Annotated in this window: 14 protein-coding genes, 2 tRNA genes and 1 other annotated feature; of the genes, 11 read left to right on the top strand and 5 right to left on the bottom strand. The window is 29.7% G+C overall.

Going from position 1 to position 19,618, the window contains the following annotated elements; translation table 11 throughout:
- Positions 1–29 precede the first annotated feature (29 nt).
- The 5 genes from PWP28_RS03290 to PWP28_RS03270 are packed head-to-tail and all read right to left on the bottom strand — an operon-like array spanning position 30 to position 6,334.
- Positions 30–944, bottom strand: a complete 915-nt coding sequence (locus PWP28_RS03290; RefSeq protein WP_109605137.1) for an ABC transporter ATP-binding protein — start codon at positions 942–944, stop codon at positions 30–32.
- 12 nt (positions 945–956) lie between these two features.
- On the bottom strand, positions 957–1,406 hold the full coding sequence (gene smpB, locus PWP28_RS03285; protein ID WP_109605138.1) for an SsrA-binding protein SmpB: 450 nt from the start codon (positions 1,404–1,406) through the stop codon (positions 957–959).
- A complete protein-coding gene (disA, locus tag PWP28_RS03280) occupies positions 1,390–2,502 on the bottom strand; it encodes a DNA integrity scanning diadenylate cyclase DisA (RefSeq protein ID WP_109605139.1) in 1,113 nt (370 codons plus the stop codon). The genes smpB and disA overlap by 17 nt, the downstream gene beginning before the upstream one ends.
- 2 nt (positions 2,503–2,504) lie before the next feature.
- The gene (gene radA / locus PWP28_RS03275) at positions 2,505–3,842 is read right to left on the bottom strand and encodes a DNA repair protein RadA (RefSeq protein WP_109605140.1); all 1,338 of its coding nucleotides are present in this window, start codon (positions 3,840–3,842) and stop codon (positions 2,505–2,507) included.
- Positions 3,839–6,334, bottom strand: a complete 2,496-nt coding sequence (locus PWP28_RS03270; protein ID WP_109605141.1) for an ATP-dependent Clp protease ATP-binding subunit — start codon at positions 6,332–6,334, stop codon at positions 3,839–3,841. The genes radA and PWP28_RS03270 overlap by 4 nt, the downstream gene beginning before the upstream one ends.
- Before the next feature lie 302 nt (positions 6,335–6,636).
- Between PWP28_RS03270 and PWP28_RS03265 the strand changes: the two genes are divergently transcribed.
- The 11 genes from PWP28_RS03265 to PWP28_RS03215 all read left to right on the top strand — a co-directional run bounded on the left by PWP28_RS03265 (position 6,637) and on the right by PWP28_RS03215 (position 19,550).
- Positions 6,637–6,712, top strand: a tRNA-Thr gene (locus PWP28_RS03265).
- A 16-nt stretch (positions 6,713–6,728) separates the two neighbouring features.
- Positions 6,729–6,815 (top strand) — tRNA-Tyr (locus PWP28_RS03260).
- Positions 6,816–6,843: 28 nt separating this feature from the next.
- Positions 6,844–7,008, top strand: a complete 165-nt coding sequence (gene rpmG / locus PWP28_RS03255; RefSeq protein WP_109605142.1) for a 50S ribosomal protein L33 — start codon at positions 6,844–6,846, stop codon at positions 7,006–7,008.
- A gap of 75 nt (positions 7,009–7,083) precedes the next feature.
- Positions 7,084–7,311, top strand: a complete 228-nt coding sequence (gene secE, locus PWP28_RS03250; RefSeq protein ID WP_109605143.1) for a preprotein translocase subunit SecE — start codon at positions 7,084–7,086, stop codon at positions 7,309–7,311.
- Between the two features lie 23 nt (positions 7,312–7,334).
- Positions 7,335–8,402 (top strand): transcription termination/antitermination NusG family protein, encoded by a 1,068-nt coding sequence (locus PWP28_RS03245; protein ID WP_308644250.1) that lies wholly within the window; start codon positions 7,335–7,337, stop codon positions 8,400–8,402.
- Positions 8,403–8,532: 130 nt separating this feature from the next.
- Complete coding sequence (rplK, locus tag PWP28_RS03240; RefSeq protein WP_109605145.1) at positions 8,533–8,961, top strand: 50S ribosomal protein L11; 429 nt, start codon at positions 8,533–8,535, stop codon at positions 8,959–8,961.
- A gap of 16 nt (positions 8,962–8,977) precedes the next feature.
- The gene (gene rplA / locus PWP28_RS03235) at positions 8,978–9,679 is read left to right on the top strand and encodes a 50S ribosomal protein L1 (protein ID WP_305081174.1); all 702 of its coding nucleotides are present in this window, start codon (positions 8,978–8,980) and stop codon (positions 9,677–9,679) included.
- 10 nt (positions 9,680–9,689) lie between these two features.
- Positions 9,690–9,839 (top strand) — a sequence feature (ribosomal protein L10 leader region).
- Between the two features lie 11 nt (positions 9,840–9,850).
- Positions 9,851–10,393 (top strand): 50S ribosomal protein L10, encoded by a 543-nt coding sequence (rplJ, locus tag PWP28_RS03230; RefSeq protein ID WP_109605147.1) that lies wholly within the window; start codon positions 9,851–9,853, stop codon positions 10,391–10,393.
- A 19-nt stretch (positions 10,394–10,412) separates the two neighbouring features.
- A complete protein-coding gene (gene rplL / locus PWP28_RS03225; protein ID WP_264149840.1) occupies positions 10,413–10,796 on the top strand; it encodes a 50S ribosomal protein L7/L12 in 384 nt (127 codons plus the stop codon).
- A gap of 161 nt (positions 10,797–10,957) precedes the next feature.
- Positions 10,958–14,521 (top strand): DNA-directed RNA polymerase subunit beta, encoded by a 3,564-nt coding sequence (locus PWP28_RS03220; RefSeq protein WP_109605149.1) that lies wholly within the window; start codon positions 10,958–10,960, stop codon positions 14,519–14,521.
- A 94-nt stretch (positions 14,522–14,615) separates the two neighbouring features.
- Positions 14,616–19,550 carry a DNA-directed RNA polymerase subunit beta' gene (locus PWP28_RS03215; RefSeq protein WP_308644249.1) on the top strand — a complete coding sequence of 1,645 codons (4,935 nt, stop codon included), beginning with the start codon at positions 14,616–14,618 and terminating at the stop codon, positions 19,548–19,550.
- Positions 19,551–19,618 lie beyond the last annotated feature (68 nt).

Genomic DNA, 19,618 nt, shown 5'->3' with positions numbered 1-19,618 from the left:
TATAAAGAACTCATAAAGTATTTTAAGCTTTATGAGTTCTTAACTATGTAAGAATATATATCTTCAAGATTTGGATTTATTTTTTTTGTTGAAATATCTTTTTTATCATTATCAAATAATATTTTTTCTTTAGATTCTATTATTATTTTATTTTTTGAGATATTTCTAATATTTATTATATTTTTATCATTTTTAAGTTTATCTATTATATTTTTTAATTTTTGTACATCATCAGATTTAAATTCGTACATGTTTATTATTTTATCAAATTCTTTATATATTTTTTCAGTTTTTTCATTTATAGCAATTTTCCCATTTAAGATTACAGCTATATTTGAAGAGATTTGTTCTATTTCCCAAATATAATGAGAAGAAATTAATACAGTCACATTTGATAATGTATTTTCATTTATTATATATTCCCTTATAAATTTTGAAGTTTCAACATCTATTGCATTAGTTGGTTCATCTAATAGAAGTATTTTAGGGGATTTTACCAAAGCTCTTGCTATATTTAATTTTTGTTTATTTCCAGAAGATAGATGTTTTGTTAGTTTTTGCTTGTATATATTTAAACCAAAATCTTCTATTAATTTTTTTATTTTGTTTTCATATTTTTCTTTTTTTAAACCTGATATGATTGCAAACATTTTTAAGTTTTCTTCTGGAGTTAAGTCTTCTTCAAGGACTGTATAATCTGATACTAAACTTATCATTTTTTTTATTTCTTTTTTATTTTTTTTAATATCATGATTAAAAATTTTTATATCACCTGATGTAGGAGTTATAAGCGTTGAAAGCATTTTCATAATCGTAGACTTTCCAGCTCCATTTGGACCTAAAAGACCATATATAGTTCCTTGAGGTATTTTTAAAGATACATCATTTACAGCCAAGGTGTCTCCAAAATTTTTTGATACATTGTTTATTTCAATGGCATTCATCTTATTACTCCTTTAAATATCGTATTTTATAGTTCTTTTCATTTTTCTTTCAAAATCTTTTTTTGCTAAAGTTTCTCTTTTATCGTATTGTTTTTTCCCTTTTGCAAGACCTATTTCTAATTTTATCAATCCTTTTTCAGTGATATAAATTTTTAAAGGAATTATAGTTAATTTTTCTTTTTTTAGTTTTTCTTGTATTTTTCTCAGTTCTTCCTTGTGTAAAAGAAGTTTTCTTTGTCTTAATGGTTCATGGTTAAAAATTGATGAATTTCCATAAGGAGTTATATTAGCATTATTTAAGTATGCTTCACGATTTTTAACTTTACAGTATGAATCTTTTATATTTATATGACCATTTTTTATTGACTTAACTTCTGAGCCAGTTAATGAAATGCCAGCTTCAAATTTGTCAAGTATAAAATAATCATGATAAGCTTTTTTATTATTAGTAATTATCTTCATTTTTAAATTCCACCTCTAAATCTTTTTCTTTGATATCTTCTGTTTCTTTTTTCTTTCTGTGCAATGCTCCCAATATTATTTCGGCTCTTCTTTTACCTATTCCAGCAACATTGGTTAAATCCTCAAAAGATGCTTCCATCAATGAAGGAAGTCTTTCAAAATTATCTACAACATTTTTAACTGCTGATGAAGGTAATTTTGTTGAGTATAATATTCTATAACCCCTTGGGATTATTATTTTTTCTTCAAGTTCATCATCGGAGGATACATCATATCCCAAAGTTCTTGCTATTGTGAATAAATTTACTAAATCGTCGGTTTTTACATTATTAAAATTTTCTATAGCATCTTCCGATTTTTGATAATTTAAATCATCTACATTATAATCCATTATGATTGCTCCAACAAGTTTAGGAACAGATCTTAAGATTTCTTCATATTCGAGTTTAGAACTACCAGCTATTTCTCCAAGTTCTCTCAAATATTTATCTGTTGCTTGAGTTATTTTTATGGTTAACATTCCTTTTGATATTATTTCAGCTACATCATATAAACTAACATTTTTTCTCACTTCTTCTATGTTAAGATAATCTATTAAATCTAAAAAACTTTGCTTATATCTTTGAGCAATTGTTATTTCTTGGTTTACTCTTGCAAAGAGTATATTTTCTGTTAAAAGTTCGTGTTTTTTGTTTTTATAAAATACAGATACCGAATTACGTCTTTTTGAAACAGCTATGGTTATATCTCCAGTTTGAAGTGATACTTTTTCAGCTGTTCTATGTCTCATACCGGTTTCATCTGAATTTAATGATTTTTCAGGATTTAATTGAGCATTTGCAAATAGTATTTTTTCAGCATTTTTATCGAGTACTATAGCACCATCCATTTTTGCAAGTTCATATATTTTTTCTGGTATGAATAAAGCATCTAATTCGAAGCCAAGTTGTATTAAACCTTCTTCAAGATACTTTTCAGGGCTTGAAGCTAAAAATATTAAAGCTCCTAAATTTGCTTCCATTATTCTATCGATTCCTTTTCTTAATTGTTTTCCAGGTGCTAAAAAATCAAGTATTTTTAATAAGCCCTCATCCATATTTAAACCCCCTTGAATAATTTAACTAATTCATTTATATTTTTTATTGGAGTACAAGATTTAACTTTTTTGCTATTTTTTTCTGGAATTAATATATTTTCCATACCAAGTCTTTTTGAAATTTCAATTCTTTTTTCTATTGAACTCACAGAACGAATTTTTCCATCTAATCCTATTTCACCTATAGCTATTGTAGGACCTAATGGAGGTGTTTCTAATAATGATGAAACTAAAGAATTAGCTATCGCTAAATCTATTGCAGAATCATTTATTTTGAATCCACCAGAAGTACTTACAAATATATCTTTAGATTCTATAGGCATTTTTAGTTTTTTTGATAAAACAGCACTTATCATTAAAACTCGATCTAAAGGGACACCAGATGTGATTCTTCTGGGAGTTCCATAAACTGGTTTACTCACTAAAGCTTGAATTTCTATTGGAATTAGTTTATTCCCTTCTTTTATTATTGTTAAAGTATTTCCTGATTCATTTGAATAATCATTTAAAAAAAATTCATTCATATTTTCTATTGGGATTAATCCTTTTGAAGTCATTTCTAATAATATTATTTCATCGGTAGGTCCATATCGATTTTTGGTTATTCTTACCATTCTTAATCCAGAAGTTTTTTCAAGATCAAATTGTATAACACAATCTACTATATGTTCTAATATTTTTGGACCTGCAACGGCTCCTTCTTTGTTTACATGTCCGATTAAGACTATTGTTATATCATTATTTTTTGCAAAATTAGTTATTTTCTTAGAGCATTCTCTAACTTGTAATATGCTTCCTGCTATTGAATCAAATTCATCTGATTTCATGGTTTGAATTGAATCGATAAAAACAACCGAGGGTTTTTTTGTTGATTTAGATATGGTGTTTATTATTGAATCTATATCATTTTCAAATATAAGACCTATATTTTTATTTTCTATATTTAATCTTTTATATCTTTGTATTACTTGAGTTTTTGATTCTTCACCAGTTGCATAAAGTACAAATCCATCAATATCTTTAGAAATTTGAGATATTAATGTACTTTTACCTATGCCAGGTTCACCACTTATTAAATAAATTCCACCTTTTACAAAGCCGCCATTTATGGAATCATTGAATTCTTTTATGGAAGTTTTAATTCTTACAGGTATAGAAACTTCTTCATCAAGATAAGTTATTTCTGATGTTGTTTTTGATGTTTTTTTATTTTTTTTAAAATCAATATCCGCGGTAAATTCTACCGCGGATGATATTGAATTACATGATGGACATTTAGCAAACCATTTATCAGATTCAAATCCACATTCATTGCATACAAAATATTTTTTCGTCTTCAAGTGTTTTTTACCACCTTTTTCTTTTTGGAGACAATTTTTTTGAATGAAAGACCATCTTTTTTACTTCCAATAGATATTTGATCGCCTTCTTTAAATTTTCCTTTTAATAATTCTTCTGAAAGGGGATCTTCTATATATTTTTGTATAGTTCTTTTTAGAGGTCTTGCACCATAAACTGGATCATATCCTTTTTCTAAAATGAAATCTATGGCATTTTTACTTATCTTTATTTTTATATCTTTATCTTCAAGTCTTGTTGAGATATCTTTTAGTTGAATTTCAATTATAGATTTTATATTTTCTTTAGTTAAAGGATGGAATACGACTACATCATCTAATCTATTTATAAATTCTGGTTTGAAAGCTTTTTTTATTGCTGACATTACAGAGCTTTTTATTTCTTTGTATTCGGATTTTTCAGAGATCTCTTCTACAAAACCAAGAGATCTTTTAGATTTATTTATATGTTCAGAGCCCAAGTTTGAAGTCATTATTATTATAGTGTTTCTAAAATCAACTGTTCTACCTTGTGAGTCTGTAAGTCTTCCTTCATCCATTATTTGAAGTAATATGTTGAATACATCAGGATGTGCTTTTTCAATTTCATCCAAAAGAATAACTGAATAAGGTCTTCTTCTTACCACTTCTGTTAATTGACCACCATCTTCAAAACCAACATATCCTGGAGGAGCTCCAACAAGCCTTGAAACATTGAATTTTTCCATATATTCACTCATATCAATCCTTACAAGAGAACTTTCATCACCAAATAAATATTCGGAAATAGTTTTAGCGAGTTCTGTTTTACCTACCCCTGTAGGACCTAAAAACATGAAAACTCCATTAGGGCGTCTTGGATCTTTTAAACCACTTCTGGATCTTCTAATAGCTTTAGAAACAGATACTATTGATTCGTGCTGACCTATAACTCTTTCATGTAAAACAGCTTCTAAGTTTAATAATTTATCTATTTCACTTGATTCAAGTTTTTTTAATGGAATTCCTGTCCAATTTGATACAACATCGGCTATTTCTTGTTCTTTAATTGGAATTACTTGATTCTCTGCTTTTTTTCTCCATTCCATATAATTTTCTTTGTATGCATCTCTTAAAGTTTCTAATTCTGAGTTTATTTTTTCTACTTCATCCATCTTGTTTTCAGAAATTTTTAAATTTTTTTCAGCTTCAAGAGATTCAATTTTTTCTACTTCTTTTTTTAATTTTTTTGGTAATGTCAAAGTATCAAGTCTCGCTTTTGCACCAGCTTCATCTATTATATCAATAGCTTTATCTGGTAAATATCTATCAGTTATATATCTGACTGACAAATTTACAGCATTTTCTATGGCAAAATCTGTGTAATTTACCATATGATGTTCTTCGTATTTAATCTTTATTCCTTTTAATATTGCTATAGCTTCTTCATTGGAAGGTTCCGCAACAAATATTTTTTGAAATCTTCTTTCAAGTGCAGGATCTTTTTCTATAAATTTTCTATATTCTGAAGATGTTGTAGAACCTATGAGAGTTATACTTCCATTTGCAAGTGCTGGCTTTAAAACATTTGCAGCATCCATAGAAGAACCCTCAGCAGCTCCAGCTTCTACTATCATATGAAGCTCATCTAAGAATAAAATTATATCTTCAGTTTTTTCCAAAACTTGCATGAGTTTTTTCATTCTTTTTTCAAATTCACCCCTATATTTTGTTCCCGCTACTAAAGAGGTTATATCAAGTGCAAATATTGTTTTATTTTTTAAAACTTCTGGTACATCACCATCAGCAATTTTTTTAGCTAAACCTTCAACTATAGCACTTTTTCCAACGCCAGCTTCACCTATTAACACAGGATTATTTTTTTTCCTTCTGGCAAGAATTTCCATAACTCTTCTTATTTCGATTTCTCTACCTATTACAGGATCTAATTTTTCTTCTCTCGCTTTTTCTGTTAGGTCTGTTCCAAAATCTTCTAATTGTTTTAAAGCATTTTGTTTTTGCCTTTTTTTGTCTTCATTATCTTCAAATTCAATTGTTTCCTCATTTGGCTTTATTTCGCCCTTCATCATTAAATCTGCAAGCTGTTTTCTCATATTTGAAAGATTAACTCCCATTCTTTTCATTATATGAGATGCAATACCTTCAGCTTCACGACAAATACCTAACAAAAGATGTTCGGCATCTATTCTTGAAGAACCCATTAATTCAGATTCATCATAGGCCAATTCTATTATTCTTTTTGCTCTTGGAGTTGGTTGCGGTGCTCCAATTATTCCTTGACTAGAGTTTGTTCCTACAACATTTGTTATTTCAGATTTTAATTTTTCATAATTTATTTCAAACTCTTTGAATACTACATCAAGATATTTTCCACCTACTTTTAATAATCCAAGTAATATATGTTCTGTTCCAACATATGGGTGTCCCATGTCTTTAGCTTCATTCTGCGCATTTATAAACACTTTGGCAGCTCTTTCAGTAAAATTGTCGAACATCTTTTTCACCTCCATATTCGACCATATTTGCTGTATTCATTGCACTTATATTTTATCACGAATATTTATAATTACAAAATTTTTATATTACAAACATCCTATATATAGGCAACAAAATAAATAAGATAAAATAAATCATAATTCGTGTATAAAATAAATGACTATAATATTTATTAAAAGTCCGAAAAACAAAAAAACATTTGTTTAATATTTTTGTTACTTTAATGCAATTGACAATATTCTTCAACTCTGATATAATCATTCACGGTTAGCGCAACTTGATGGCTAACGAACAAAATAACGCCGACGTAGCTCAATTGGCAGAGCGGCTGACTTGTAATCAGCAGGTTGGGGGTTCAAGTCCCTTCGTCGGCTCCATAAAAACAATAATTGTGGTTAGGTGCCCGAGCGGCCAAAGGGGGCGGACTGTAAATCCGCTGGCAGATTGCCTTCGAAGGTTCGAATCCTTCCCTAACCACCATAATTTTTAGCTGGGCGAGGTGAAAGCTATGGCTTCAAAAAACGTAATAGTGAACTTTTCTTTAAAGTGTTCTGAATGTGGTACAAGAAATTATTATAAGAAAAAGAATAGAAATTTTAAAGAAAAAATTGAATTGAAAAAGTTTTGTCCAAAGTGTAGAAAACATACATTACATACTGAATCAAAAATATAGAGTTGAAAAAGCCCCTTCAAATGTCAAGGGGCTTTATTTCATAAGAATATGGGATTGTTTGAGGAGGTACAGAATATGTCAAAATTCTGGGTTTTTTTGAGTTCTGTGTGGCAAGAAGCTAAAAAGGTTAGCTGGCCATCAAAGAAAGATTTAATGAAATCGACAGGTGTCGTTTTAGTTATAATTCTTTTTGTTTCTGTTTATTTGTTGGTAATTGACTGGGGATTATTATCGGCATTCACAAAATGGGTATACCCTATATTCCTTGGAGGAATGGCTACAAATATGACACCCAATCCATAAATTATAAAAGTGGGTGATTGAATATGCGTAAAGAATGGTATGTTTTACAAGCGTACTCAGGTATGGAAAATAAAGTAAAAGAATTATTAGAAGAAAAGTATAGAATGTTAGGCTTTGCGCATTTTTTTGGAAAAATAATAGTTCCAGAAATAGAAGAGCTTGACTATTCAAATAAAAAAGTAGAAAAAGTTTTTGTTAATAATGATTCTAAAGTTTTTACTAAAAAAGGTAAAGATATAAAAAAAGGTGATGTTATAGCTAAAGAAGCTGATTTTTTTGCTAAAGAAAATGGAATTATTACATCTTTAAAAAATTTTAGAAGAATTATAATAGAAACAAAAGGTAAAAAATATTCTACTACCTATTTAATTCCGGAAAATGCCGGAATTTTAGCTGGTTTAAGAGTGGGTAAAGATGTTAAAGCTGGCATGCCATTCACAAAAGATGCTTCTTTTGAGTGTGAAGTTGATGGTGAAATAGGTGCTATAGAAAAAGTAAAAAAAGTAATAATAGATAATTCCTCGGGAGAAAAGGATGTCTATATAGTTCCACGTTCTAATTTTGATTCTAAAGTTTTTAGAAATGGAACAGAAATTTCTAAAGGTGAAAAATTAGCAGAAGGAAAAGAATTTAAAGCTAAATCATCTGGTAGAGTTGATGTTAGAGAAACTGCAATGAGAAAAGAAATTAGAATAATAAAAACTTCAAGAAAAAAACTTTTTCCAGGGTATATTTTTATAGAAATGATGCATGTTAAAGAAGCCGAAAATCTTGTTAAATCAATACCTTATGTTTCAACATTTTTGAATGTTGGTGGTAAACCTATAAGACTTAAAAGAAATGAAATAAGAGCTTTATTAAGACTTATTGGTGAAGAAGATTATGAAGATAAAAAAGATAAAACTGAAATAAGAATTGATTATGAAATTGGCGAGCATGTTAAAATAATAAATGGACCATTTGAATTTTTTACTGGAAAAATTAAAAATATAGATTTAGATAAACATGAAGTTAATGTTTCTGTTTCTATGTTCGGAAGAGAAACTGACGTTGAGTTGGGTCTATCTGAAATAGAAAAAATAGTTGAATGATTAAAGTTTTGTTTACCAAAGATGTTTTATTTTTTACCAAATTTTATTATTTATTTCATAATAATTCTATATTATAAATTGGAATTTAGTGGGAGGAGAAATCCGAAAATACCACAAGGAGGTAGGAAAAATGGCTAAGAAAATAGCAAGAGTAATAAAATTACAGCTACAAGCTGCTAAGGCAACTCCAGCCCCTCCAGTTGGTCCAGCACTTGGACAACATGGTGTAAATCTTATGGAGTTTTGTAAAAAATTTAATGCTGAAACAGCAGATAAAGCTGGTATGTTATTGCCTGTAGAAATAACTGTTTATGAAGACAGATCATTTACATTTGCAGTAAAAACCCCTCCAGCATCATTCTTGATAAAGAAGGCAGCAGGTGTAAAATCAGCAGCACATAATCCTGGTAAAGAAATAGCTGGAAAGATCAAGAGAAGTCAGGTAAAAGAAATTGCCGAAACTAAGATGCAGGATCTAAATGCTAAAACCATTGAAGCTGCCATGAATATTATCATGGGAACAGCTAAAAATATGGGTATAGAAGTTGTAGAAGGATAAGAGAGGGGGTAAAATAATGGCAAAGCATGGAAAGAAATATTTAGAAGCTAAAAAAATAGTTGAATCAGATAAATTATATGATTTAAAAGATGCAGTTGAACTTGCAAAAAAAGTTTCATATGCTAAATTCAATGCTTCAGTGGAAGTACATGTTCAATTAGGAATAGATCCTAAAAAAAGTGATCAAAACGTTAGAAGTACAGTAACTTTGCCTCATGGAACAGGTAAAGATGTTAAAGTTTTAGTTTTTGCTCAAGGTGAAAGAGCTGAAAAAGCTAAAGAAGCTGGAGCAGATTTTGTTGGAGCTGAAGATTTAGTTGAAAAGATAACTAAAGAAGGCTGGACAGATTTTGATGTTGCTATAGCTTCATCTGATATGATGAGATTTGTTGGGAAATTAGGTAAAGTATTGGGACCAAAAGGATTGATGCCATCTCCAAAAGCTGGAACAGTTACTGATGATATAGAAGCAGCAGTAAAGGGATTTAAAGCTGGTAGAGTTGAAGTAAGAAATGATAAAACTGGTAATGTTCATTTCCCAGCAGGTAAAGTTTCTTTTGAAGATGATCAATTAGTTGAAAATATAAAAAATGGTTTAGAACAATTATCTAAATTAAAACCAGTGGCATCAAAAGGTAAATTTTTCCAAAAAGTAGTAATTGCACCTACAATGGGACCTGGAATTAAACTTGACATAAATGCTTTATCTATAGTATAATTTTTCAGGAAAAGTTAATAATGTCGTACCTAAGACAGTAGGTTATATTGAAATCAATATATTAAAGATGCCTGCCGAGGTGCGTGGAGAAAAGAGACAAGTTTTTTGTTGTCTATGTTCCGCGACCCTCATTTAGTCGTGGAATTTTTTTATTTAAGGAGGTGCATTGAGTTGTTAACCAGAAAAGAGAAAACTTTATTAGTAAACGAATTTGTAGATGCATTCAAGAATTCTTCAATAGTAGTTTTTACAGATTTTACAGGTATGCCTGTTTCTCATACTGATGATATGAGAATGCAACTTTTTAAGGAATATGAAAGTGAAGCTGTATATAAAGTAATGAGAAATTCATTGTTAAAAACAGCTATCAAAGAAGCTGGATTAAACTTAGAAGATTATGAAGAATTTCTTGAAGGTTCAACAGGTGTTTTTTATGTAAAATCAGGAGATCCTATAGTGGGATTAAAAGTATTAACTGAATTTGCAAAAAAACATGATGGAAAACCATCTATAAAAGGTGGAGTTCTTGAAGGACAAATATTTGATGCTAATAAAGCAGAAGAGTTATCAAAACTTCCATCAAAACAAGAACTTATCGGTATGTTTGTACGTGGCTTGAACGCCCCTATAAATGGAGTAGTTAATGTTCTTGCTGGAACAATTAGAAATTTATCAAATGTTTTAAATGCAATTAAAGATCAAAAATCAGAATAATATTACGGAGGTGTTCTAAATGACAAAAGAAGAACTCATTCAGGCAATAAAGGAAATGACAGTAGCTGACTTAGCAGATTTAGTAAAAGCTTTAGAAGATGAATTCGGAGTATCAGCAGCAGCACCAGTTATGGCAGCTATGCCAGGAGCAGTTGCAGGTGGAGCAGCAGCAGAAGAAGAAAAAACAGAATTTGATGTTGTATTAAAAAGCTTCGGTGCTAAAAAAATAGGTGTTATAAAAATTGTTAGAGAAGTTACAGGTCTTGGATTAAAAGAAGCAAAAGACTTAGTTGAAAAAGCAGGAACTCCAGATGCTAAAGTTAAAGAAGGCGCAGCAAAAGCTGAAGCTGAAGAACTTAAGAAAAAATTAGAAGAAGCTGGAGCAGAAGTAGAACTTAAATAATTTGAAGTAATTGAATTATTTTCTTAATAAAAAATTTATAAAATGATGATACAATTGAATCCGCATTGGGCCATAAGGTCTGATGCGGTTTCATTTTGCTTAAAAATAGAAAAAAATTGTAACATTTTAATATAAATATTCCAAAAGCCGAGGTGATTCCAGTGAACACCCGCACTTTAAAAGTGGGAAAAAGAGAAAGAGATTTCTTTGGAAATGTACATGAAAATTTTGAAATGTACGATGATTTGATAAAAATTCAAAAGTCTTCATTCAAAGATTTTCTTGAAAAAAGACTACAAGAAACAATAAGAAAGTTTATGCCGCTTAGAGTTCCAATAAAAACTACAGCTAAAAAGAACAAAGAAATCCTACTTGATTTTGTTAATGTGAAATACGAGGATCCTTTAATGACTGAAGAAGAATGTAAGTCAAAAAACCTTACCTACTCTGGAAGAGCGTTTCTTACCGTTCAGATAACCGATACATCAACAGGTGAAACTATAGAAAAAGAAGATGTTTTTTTATGTAATATTCCTTATATGACTGATAGAGGAGTATTTATTATTAATGGTGCAGAAAGAGTAGTAGTAAATCAATTAGTTAGATCTCCAGGGATTTACTTTGTTAAAGAAGAAGAAAAAGATTCTAATAAAGAAATGTTTTTAGCACATTTTTTACCTGTAAAAGGTGCTTGGCTTGAAATAATATTCAATCCAAACTTAGGTAAAGAGGTTCTTCAAATAAGAATCGATAGGAAAAGAAAATTTAATTTTTTCTTGTTTTTGAAAGCTTTAGGTTATGAAAATGATCTTGATATACTCGATCTTTTTCCTGTAAATATAGATCTTGAAGATGAGTTTGATGTTGAAACATATAATGATTCAACCGTACTTTCTGATATGCATTTTCAAGAACTAGAGGAAATGGAACCTTCTAAAACCACTGTAAGAGGAATGAAACTTTCAGAAGCAAAAGAATTATTATTTAAGTATGATGTGAAAAGTATTAAAGTATCTCATAGAGTTGCACAGCTAACTCTTGATAAAATGAAGAAAAGGTATGAAAAAGAAGGTCCTTTAACATCTCTTGAAGCTTATAAAGAAATGTTTATAAAGCTTAAACCTACTGAAATACCTCGTGGACAAAAAGCAAAAGAAGAAATTGAGGAAATGTATTTTAGAGAAGATAAGTTTGATTTTTCAGATATAGGAAGGCAAAAAGTTCAAGTTTCTTTAAAAGATGTATATTTTAAATATCTTAAAGAAGTTAAGGGAAAAGAATTAACAGAAGATGAATTGAATAATTTAGAATATCCAGTAGAATCAATGGCTATAGAACATTTGGATATAATTCTTTCAGCAAGACATCTTTTAGACCTTGAGGAAAACCCTGAAGCACTGGATACCAGGGATCATCTTGGAAATAAAAGAGTTAGATCTGTTGGAGAACTTATGCAAATTGAGTTTGAAAAAGCGTATTCTAAAATGATTCAACATATACCAGAAAAGATAGCTATGTCACAATCTTTAAATAAAATAAATCCACAGTCTCTTATAAATTCAAGAGCTATTATGACATCTTTTCATCAATTTTTTGCTACTTCACAATTATCACAGTTTATGGATCAAATAAATCCTTTATCAGAATTAACTCATAAGAGAAGACTTTCCGCGATAGGTCCTGGTGGATTAAAAAGAGAACATGCAAAATTTGAAGTTCGTGATGTCCATCATTCACATTATGGGAGAATGTGTCCTATTGAAACGCCAGAAGGTGCAAATATAGGACTTATAACTTCGCTTGCTATTCTTGCGAGAACGGATGAATATGGATTTTTGAAAGCTCCTTATTTTAGAGTTAAAAATGGAAAGATTTTTAATAAAGATATAGTGTATTTGTCAGCTGATGAAGAAGAAACTCATAAAATAGCACCTGCATCTGTTGAGAGAGATGAAGATAATAATATAGTATCAGAATATGTTGAAATAAGGTATCTTGGAAAGGTTACTTTATTTCCTAAAGAAGAAGTTGAATTTATAGCTGTTACACCTAAACAAATTGCATCAGTTTCTGCATCTTTGATTCCATTCTTAGAACATGATGATGCCAATAGAGCTCTCATGGGATCTAATATGCAAAGGCAAGCAGTTCCTTTACTTTATACAGATGCTCCATATGTAGGTACTGGAGTTGAGTGGTTGGCGGCAAGAGATTCTGGATATGTTATACTTGCAAAACATAGGGGTGTTGTTACTTATGTTGATGGAAGAAAAATTGTTATTACCAGAATAGATGAAGAAGGAAATTATATAAAAGATAGAAATTCAAATTATATTAAAGATGAATATAAAATATTAAAATATGTAAGATCTAATCAAGATATGTGTATAAACCAAAGACCTATAGTTGACATGGGAGAAATAGTTGAGAAGAATGCTCCTCTTGCTGATGGCCCTTCTACAGAAATGGGTGAATTGGCATTAGGTAAAAATATTTTAGTAGCTTTTGTTCCATGGGAAGGTTATAATTTTGAAGATGCTATAGTTGTTTCAGAAGAATTATTGGAAAAAGATTCATTTACTTCTGTGCATATAGAAGTTTATGAAACTAAATCAATGGATACACAATTAGGACCTGAAGAAATTACAGCAGATATTCCAAATGTGAAAAAAGAACTTTTAAGAAATCTTGATGAAGAAGGTATAGTAAGAGTTGGTTCTTATGTATCTTCTGGAGATATACTTGTTGGTAAAGTTACACCACGTGGAGAATCAGAAACATCACCAGAAGAAAAACTTATTAAATCTGTTTTCGGTGATAGAGGAAGAGATGTAAAAGATTCTTCATTGACATTACCTCATGGTATAGAAGGTAGAGTAATAGATGTGCAAGTTTTCGATAGAAAGGATATTCCTAACCTTGAAATAGGTGTGAATAAATATGTTAAAGTTTATATAGCTACCAAAAAAACATTACAAGCTGGGGATAAATTGGCTGGAAGACATGGTAATAAGGGTGTTGTTTCTACAATACTACATAAAGAAGATATGCCATTTTTACCAGATGGTAGACCTATACAAATGATGTTATCTCCTTTGGGAGTTCCTTCACGTATGAATATAGGACAGGTTCTAGAATTACATCTTGGTTGGTTGGCAGAGTTATCAGGAAAATACTTTGCAACGCCTATTTTCGATGGAGCAACTGAAGAACAGATAACAACAGAGTTACATAGAGTTAGAAAAGAAAAACAACTTGATCTTGGTGAAACAGATGATAATATAACCGCAAAAATAGTATTGAGAGATGGAAGAAATGGAGAACCATTTGATTATCCGATAGATATTGGATTTATGTATATGATCAGATTATCTCATATAGCTAAAGATAAAATTCATGCAAGAGCTACTGGTCCATACTCTTTAATTCACCAACAACCATTGGGTGGTAAAGCTCATCTTGGTGGACAGAGATTTGGAGAAATGGAAGTTTGGGCTCTTGAAGCTTATGGAGCAGCTCATACATTAACTGAAATGTTGACTTATAAATCGGATGATATTAGAGGTAGAAATGAAGTTTATAAAGCAATATTAAAAGGTGAAAATCTACCAGAACCAGGAATTCCTGAAAGTTTTAAAGTATTAGTAAAAGAATTACAGGGTTTATTATTAGATATTAAGTTGTTTGATGAAGAAGGTAAAGAATTAGACGTAGATAAATTATAATTGCTAAAAAAGTTGTCATAGGAATAAAACTATGACAACTTTTCGGCAATAAATAATCTTGATATAAATAAACCCTCAAGGAGGGAGAAAATTAATGGCGAAAGTTTCTTCTTTTCAGAGAAAGATATCAAAAATAAAGGTTGGACTTGCATCACCGAATACAATTTTAGAATGGTCAAATGGGGAAGTAAAGAAACCTGAAACTCTTAATCATAGAACAAGTAAACCAGAAAAAGATGGTTTATTTTGTGAAAAGATTTTTGGCCCTACAAAAGATTATGAATGTGCTTGTGGAAAATACAAAGGTAAAAAATATGAAGGTACAGTATGTGAAAGATGTGGGGTAAGAATAGAATCAAAAGAATCAAGAAGAAGAAAGATGGGACATATAGAACTTGCAACACCAGTTTCTCATATATGGTATTTGAAATCTTCACCTTCAATACTTTCTATAATATTGGGAAATACAGTTAAAGATTTAGAAAATATAATATATTATGGTTCTAAAAGAGTTATAGAAAGAGCATATTTAACTCTTTCAAATGAAAGTCAAGAAAAAGATTTGGATTATTATCCAGGAGAAATTCTTTATCAAAGAGAATATGAAATATATTCTCAATATGTTGACATAGCTGTTGAACCAGCTGTAAAAGTTTCTCGTGTTAAAGGTATGCCTACTTCTCAGATATCAGGTAAAGTGAGTATAACGAGTGAGATGACTCATACTGAAAGAGAATTGACTTGGATAACAATAGAATCAGAAGATGGTCAAAAAATGAAGTATCCTGTTTTTGAAGGAGCTTCTATAATGGTTGAAGATGAACAAGAAATAGAGGAAGGAACTCCTCTTGCAGATAGGTTTTTGTTTGAAGAAGATTTCCTAACTCATCATGAATATACTATATTTTCAGAATATTATCCTGGCCAAATAGAAATAGACAGAGAAATCGAAAGAGATACACCTATAGTTGTTATAACCGATATCGATAAAAGATTTTCTAAAAGAATAGGTAAAAGAACAGGTGATATCTTATTAGAAGATGAAGCCAGAGCTTATGAAGAAGTAATGAGAATTTTAAATTCTAAAATTAAATATGAAAGAGAACAACTCATTGGATTGAAAATATCAGAAAATATAACTGTTTCAGATAGAATTGTTGAAAAAGGTACTTTGATGAATGAAGATCTACTTCAAGAATTTTTAGAATTTGGAATTAAGGACATAAAAGCTAATAGTGAAGATGGAGCTGAACAGATATATCAGATAAATAAATATGAATTATTTAAAGCTAATTATGGTGCTGAATCTATAAAAGAATTACTTGAAAAAATAGATCTTGAAAGATTGAGAGCAAAATTAGAGTCAGATATAGAAAAATTAGATAAAAGAAGTCAAAAAGCTTTAAAATTATTAAAAAGATTAAAATTAGTCAAAGATTTTATAAAATCTAATAATAGACCTGAATGGATGATAGTTAATACTCTTCCTGTAGTTCCACCAGATTTGAGACCTTTAATACAGATCGATGGAGGAAGATTTGCTGCTACTGATTTGAATGATTTATATAGGAAAGTTATAAATAGAAATAATAGGCTTAAAAAACTTATGGATATGGAAGCACCTGAAATAATAATTAGAAATGAAAAAAGAATACTTCAACAAGCTGTTGATTCTCTTATTTATAATGGAAGAATAGGTAAGCCTATGACAGATAGAAGTAAAAGACCGTTAAGATCTTTAACAGATCTTTTAAAGGGTAAAAAAGGTAGATTTAGAAGAAATCTTTTAGGAAAACGTGTTGATTATTCTGGAAGAGCTGTTATAGCTGTTGGTCCAGATTTAAAGATACATGAATGTGGATTACCTAAGAAGATGGCTTTAGAATTATTTAAACCATTTGTACTTGCAGAATTACTCAAAGATTCTAATGTTGCGAGTAAAAATGCCAGAAAATTGAAAAAAACAATAATTGAAAAAGAAATGCCTCAAGCTTGGGAAATACTTGAAGAAGTTATCAAAGGACATCCTGTTATGTTAAATAGAGCTCCTACACTTCATAGAATTTCTATTCAAGCATTTATTCCGAGACTTATTGAAGGTAATGCTATAAGATTACATCCATTAGTTTGTCCACCATTTAATGCTGATTTTGATGGTGACCAGATGGCTGTTCATGTACCTCTTTCTGCCGTTGCACAAGCTGAAGCAAAATTTTTAATGTTATCCAGATATAATATAATTTCTCCGGCTAATGGAAGACCTATTTCTATGCCTGGTAAAGATGTTATAGCAGGTTCTTTCTACTTAACTATGCATGAAAATAAAGAATTTGATAATCTAAAATTACCAAAATCATATCAAGAATCTTTAAAAGATGGATATATAAAAAATATATTTGCTGATGAAATGGAAGCAACCTATGTTCATGATTATGATAAAATAATAAATTCTGGAGTTCATTTCAATGATGGAAATTTTGAATGGGTTAGACCTGTATTTACATTGCATAAAACAATTGGTTTTAGAAATGATAAAAATAAGATTATAAAATCTACAATAGGTAAAATAATTTTCAATCAAGTCGTTCCAGAAAAATTGAAAGATTATTCAGCTAAAATGGATAAGAAAGGATTAAAAAATCTTATTTTTAAGACATTTAAAATGTATGGTATAGATAGAACTGCAGACTTATTGGATGATATAAAATCTTTTGGATTCCATTATGCAACAATTTCTGGATTGACAATATCGATAAAAGATGTTTTAGTATCTCCAAAAAGACAACAAATAATAACAAATTCAGAAAATAAAGTACTTAAAATAGAAGAATTATATGAAGAAGGATATTTGACAGATAATGAAAGATATATAGAAGTTGTAAAAGTTTGGGAAAAAACAACTGCTGATGTTACAAAAGTTACTGCTGAAGAGTATAGAAAACATACATTTAATCCAATTTGGATGATGGTTGACTCTGGAGCCAGAGGTAATATAGACCAGTTAAAACAGTTGGCTGGTATGAGAGGTCTTATGGCTGATCCAGCTGGTAAAATTATAGAAGTCCCTATAAAATCCAACTTTAAAATGGGTCTTTCAGAGCTCGAATTCTTTACATCTACACATGGTTCAAGAAAAGGTTCGGCAGATACTGCTTTAAGAACTTCTACAGCGGGATACTTAACAAGAAGACTTGTAGATGTTGCACAATCCATTACAATAAATGAAACTGATTGTGGAACTACAAGAGGTATAATAGCCGAAGAATTGTGGTCAGATAACTCTAAAATAGAAAAATTGTCTGATTTCTTGTTTGGTAGAGTTCTTGCAAAGAATGTTTTAGATCCAGAAACTGATGAAGTTATAGTTAATCCAAATAATGGTAAAGAATATGTTAGAGATATTATGCTTGATGAAGATGATTCATTGTTCTTGTCAGAATATAAAGATGAAATAAAAGTTTTTGAAGAAAAACAATTAAAACTTGAAGATTTCAACAGTAATCAACATTTGATATCTTTAAATGATTATAAAATAGAAGATAAAATTATAATAGAAAAGAATGAAGTTATAACTAAGGAAGCTATTGAAGAATTAAAATTACATAATATAACAAATATAAGAGTTAAAGATTATAAAGCGGTCAATTTTGTTCATGTTGGTGAAGATATAAATGTAAATGATGAAAATGGAAAAGAAATTACATTGTTGAAATACCAAGAAAAGATTGACGAAAAAACAGCATCTATTTTAGAAAGACATAATATAGAAAAAGTTTTGGTTAGACCACTTATTTATATAAGGTCACCTTTAACTTGTGAATCAGAATCTGGATTGTGTGCAAAATGTTATGGAATGGATCTTGCAAGTCATAAACATGTTAATATAGGTGAATCTGTTGGAGTTATAGCGGCTCAATCCATTGGTGAACCTGGAACACAGCTTACAATGAGAACTTTCCATACAGGTGGTATTGCAACTGCTTCTGATATTACACAGGGATTGCCAAGAGCAGAAGAATTGTTTGAAGCAAGAAAGAAGCTCAAGGGACCTGAAGGTATATTCTCAACTGTTAAGGGTACAGTAAGGTCTATAACAAGAGATGAATCAGATAAGAGAAGTAAAAAACTCAAATTTATAGTAGAAGATACAGAACATGAATTACATACATTTGATGCCGATTATAGAACAAAACCAGTGGTTGCAGAAGGAGATAGAGTACTTGAAGGTGAAAGACTTACTTCTGGAAATATAAAACCAAGAAAAGTTCTATCAGATCTAGGCGTTGAAGCTGTTTCAACATATCTTTTGAAAGAAATAAAGAAAATATATGCTGAACAGGGTGTTGATATTCATGATAAACATTTTGAAATTATAATAAGACAGATGTTAAATAAAGTAGAAATTACTGATGGTGGAGATACAGACTATATGCCAGGAGATCTTTTACCTTTTAATAGATCGAGAAAGATAAATGAATCTATTTTAAAAGAAAATTCAAGAATAGATGATAATAGAAAAGAAGTAATAGGTAAAAGATTGGCTAGAAAAGTTATAATTCCTTCAGAGAATGAGGAAGAAGATAAAATATTCTCTAAATATGATGAAATAACAGAAAATATGTTGAAAGAAATAATAGAAGCAAAAATAAAAGAAATAGAAGTTTATGAAGATTATGAAGAAGTTTTAAATGATGAAGAAGAAATAGAAATAATAGGAACACAAAAAACATATTTAGTAAATCCTAAATCTACCATACAATCTGAGAGAAAACTTCTCAGAATAACCAAAGCTTCCCTAGAAAGAGAAGGATGGTTATCAGCAGCTTCATTCCAACAAACTGTACAAATATTAACTGAGGCTGCAATTGAAGGCAAAGATGATTTCTTAAAAGGTCTTAAAGAAAATGTAATTGTTGGACAACCAATTCCAGCAGGTACGGGATTAAAAGTTTATTCTGATTTAGAGTATGAAACACAAGATAATAAACTTAATGAAGATATTCAAGACATAGAAACTAAAATATCTTAATTTAAATACATATAAAGTTATAATAAAATGCATGATTTCTTAAAACTTAGAAATCATGCATTTTTTAT

It is taken from the genome of Oceanotoga sp., assembly GCF_030445905.1.
Classification (GTDB): Bacteria; Thermotogota; Thermotogae; order Petrotogales; family Petrotogaceae; genus Oceanotoga; species Oceanotoga teriensis.
This window is presented reverse-complemented; position numbering and strand designations above follow the sequence as displayed.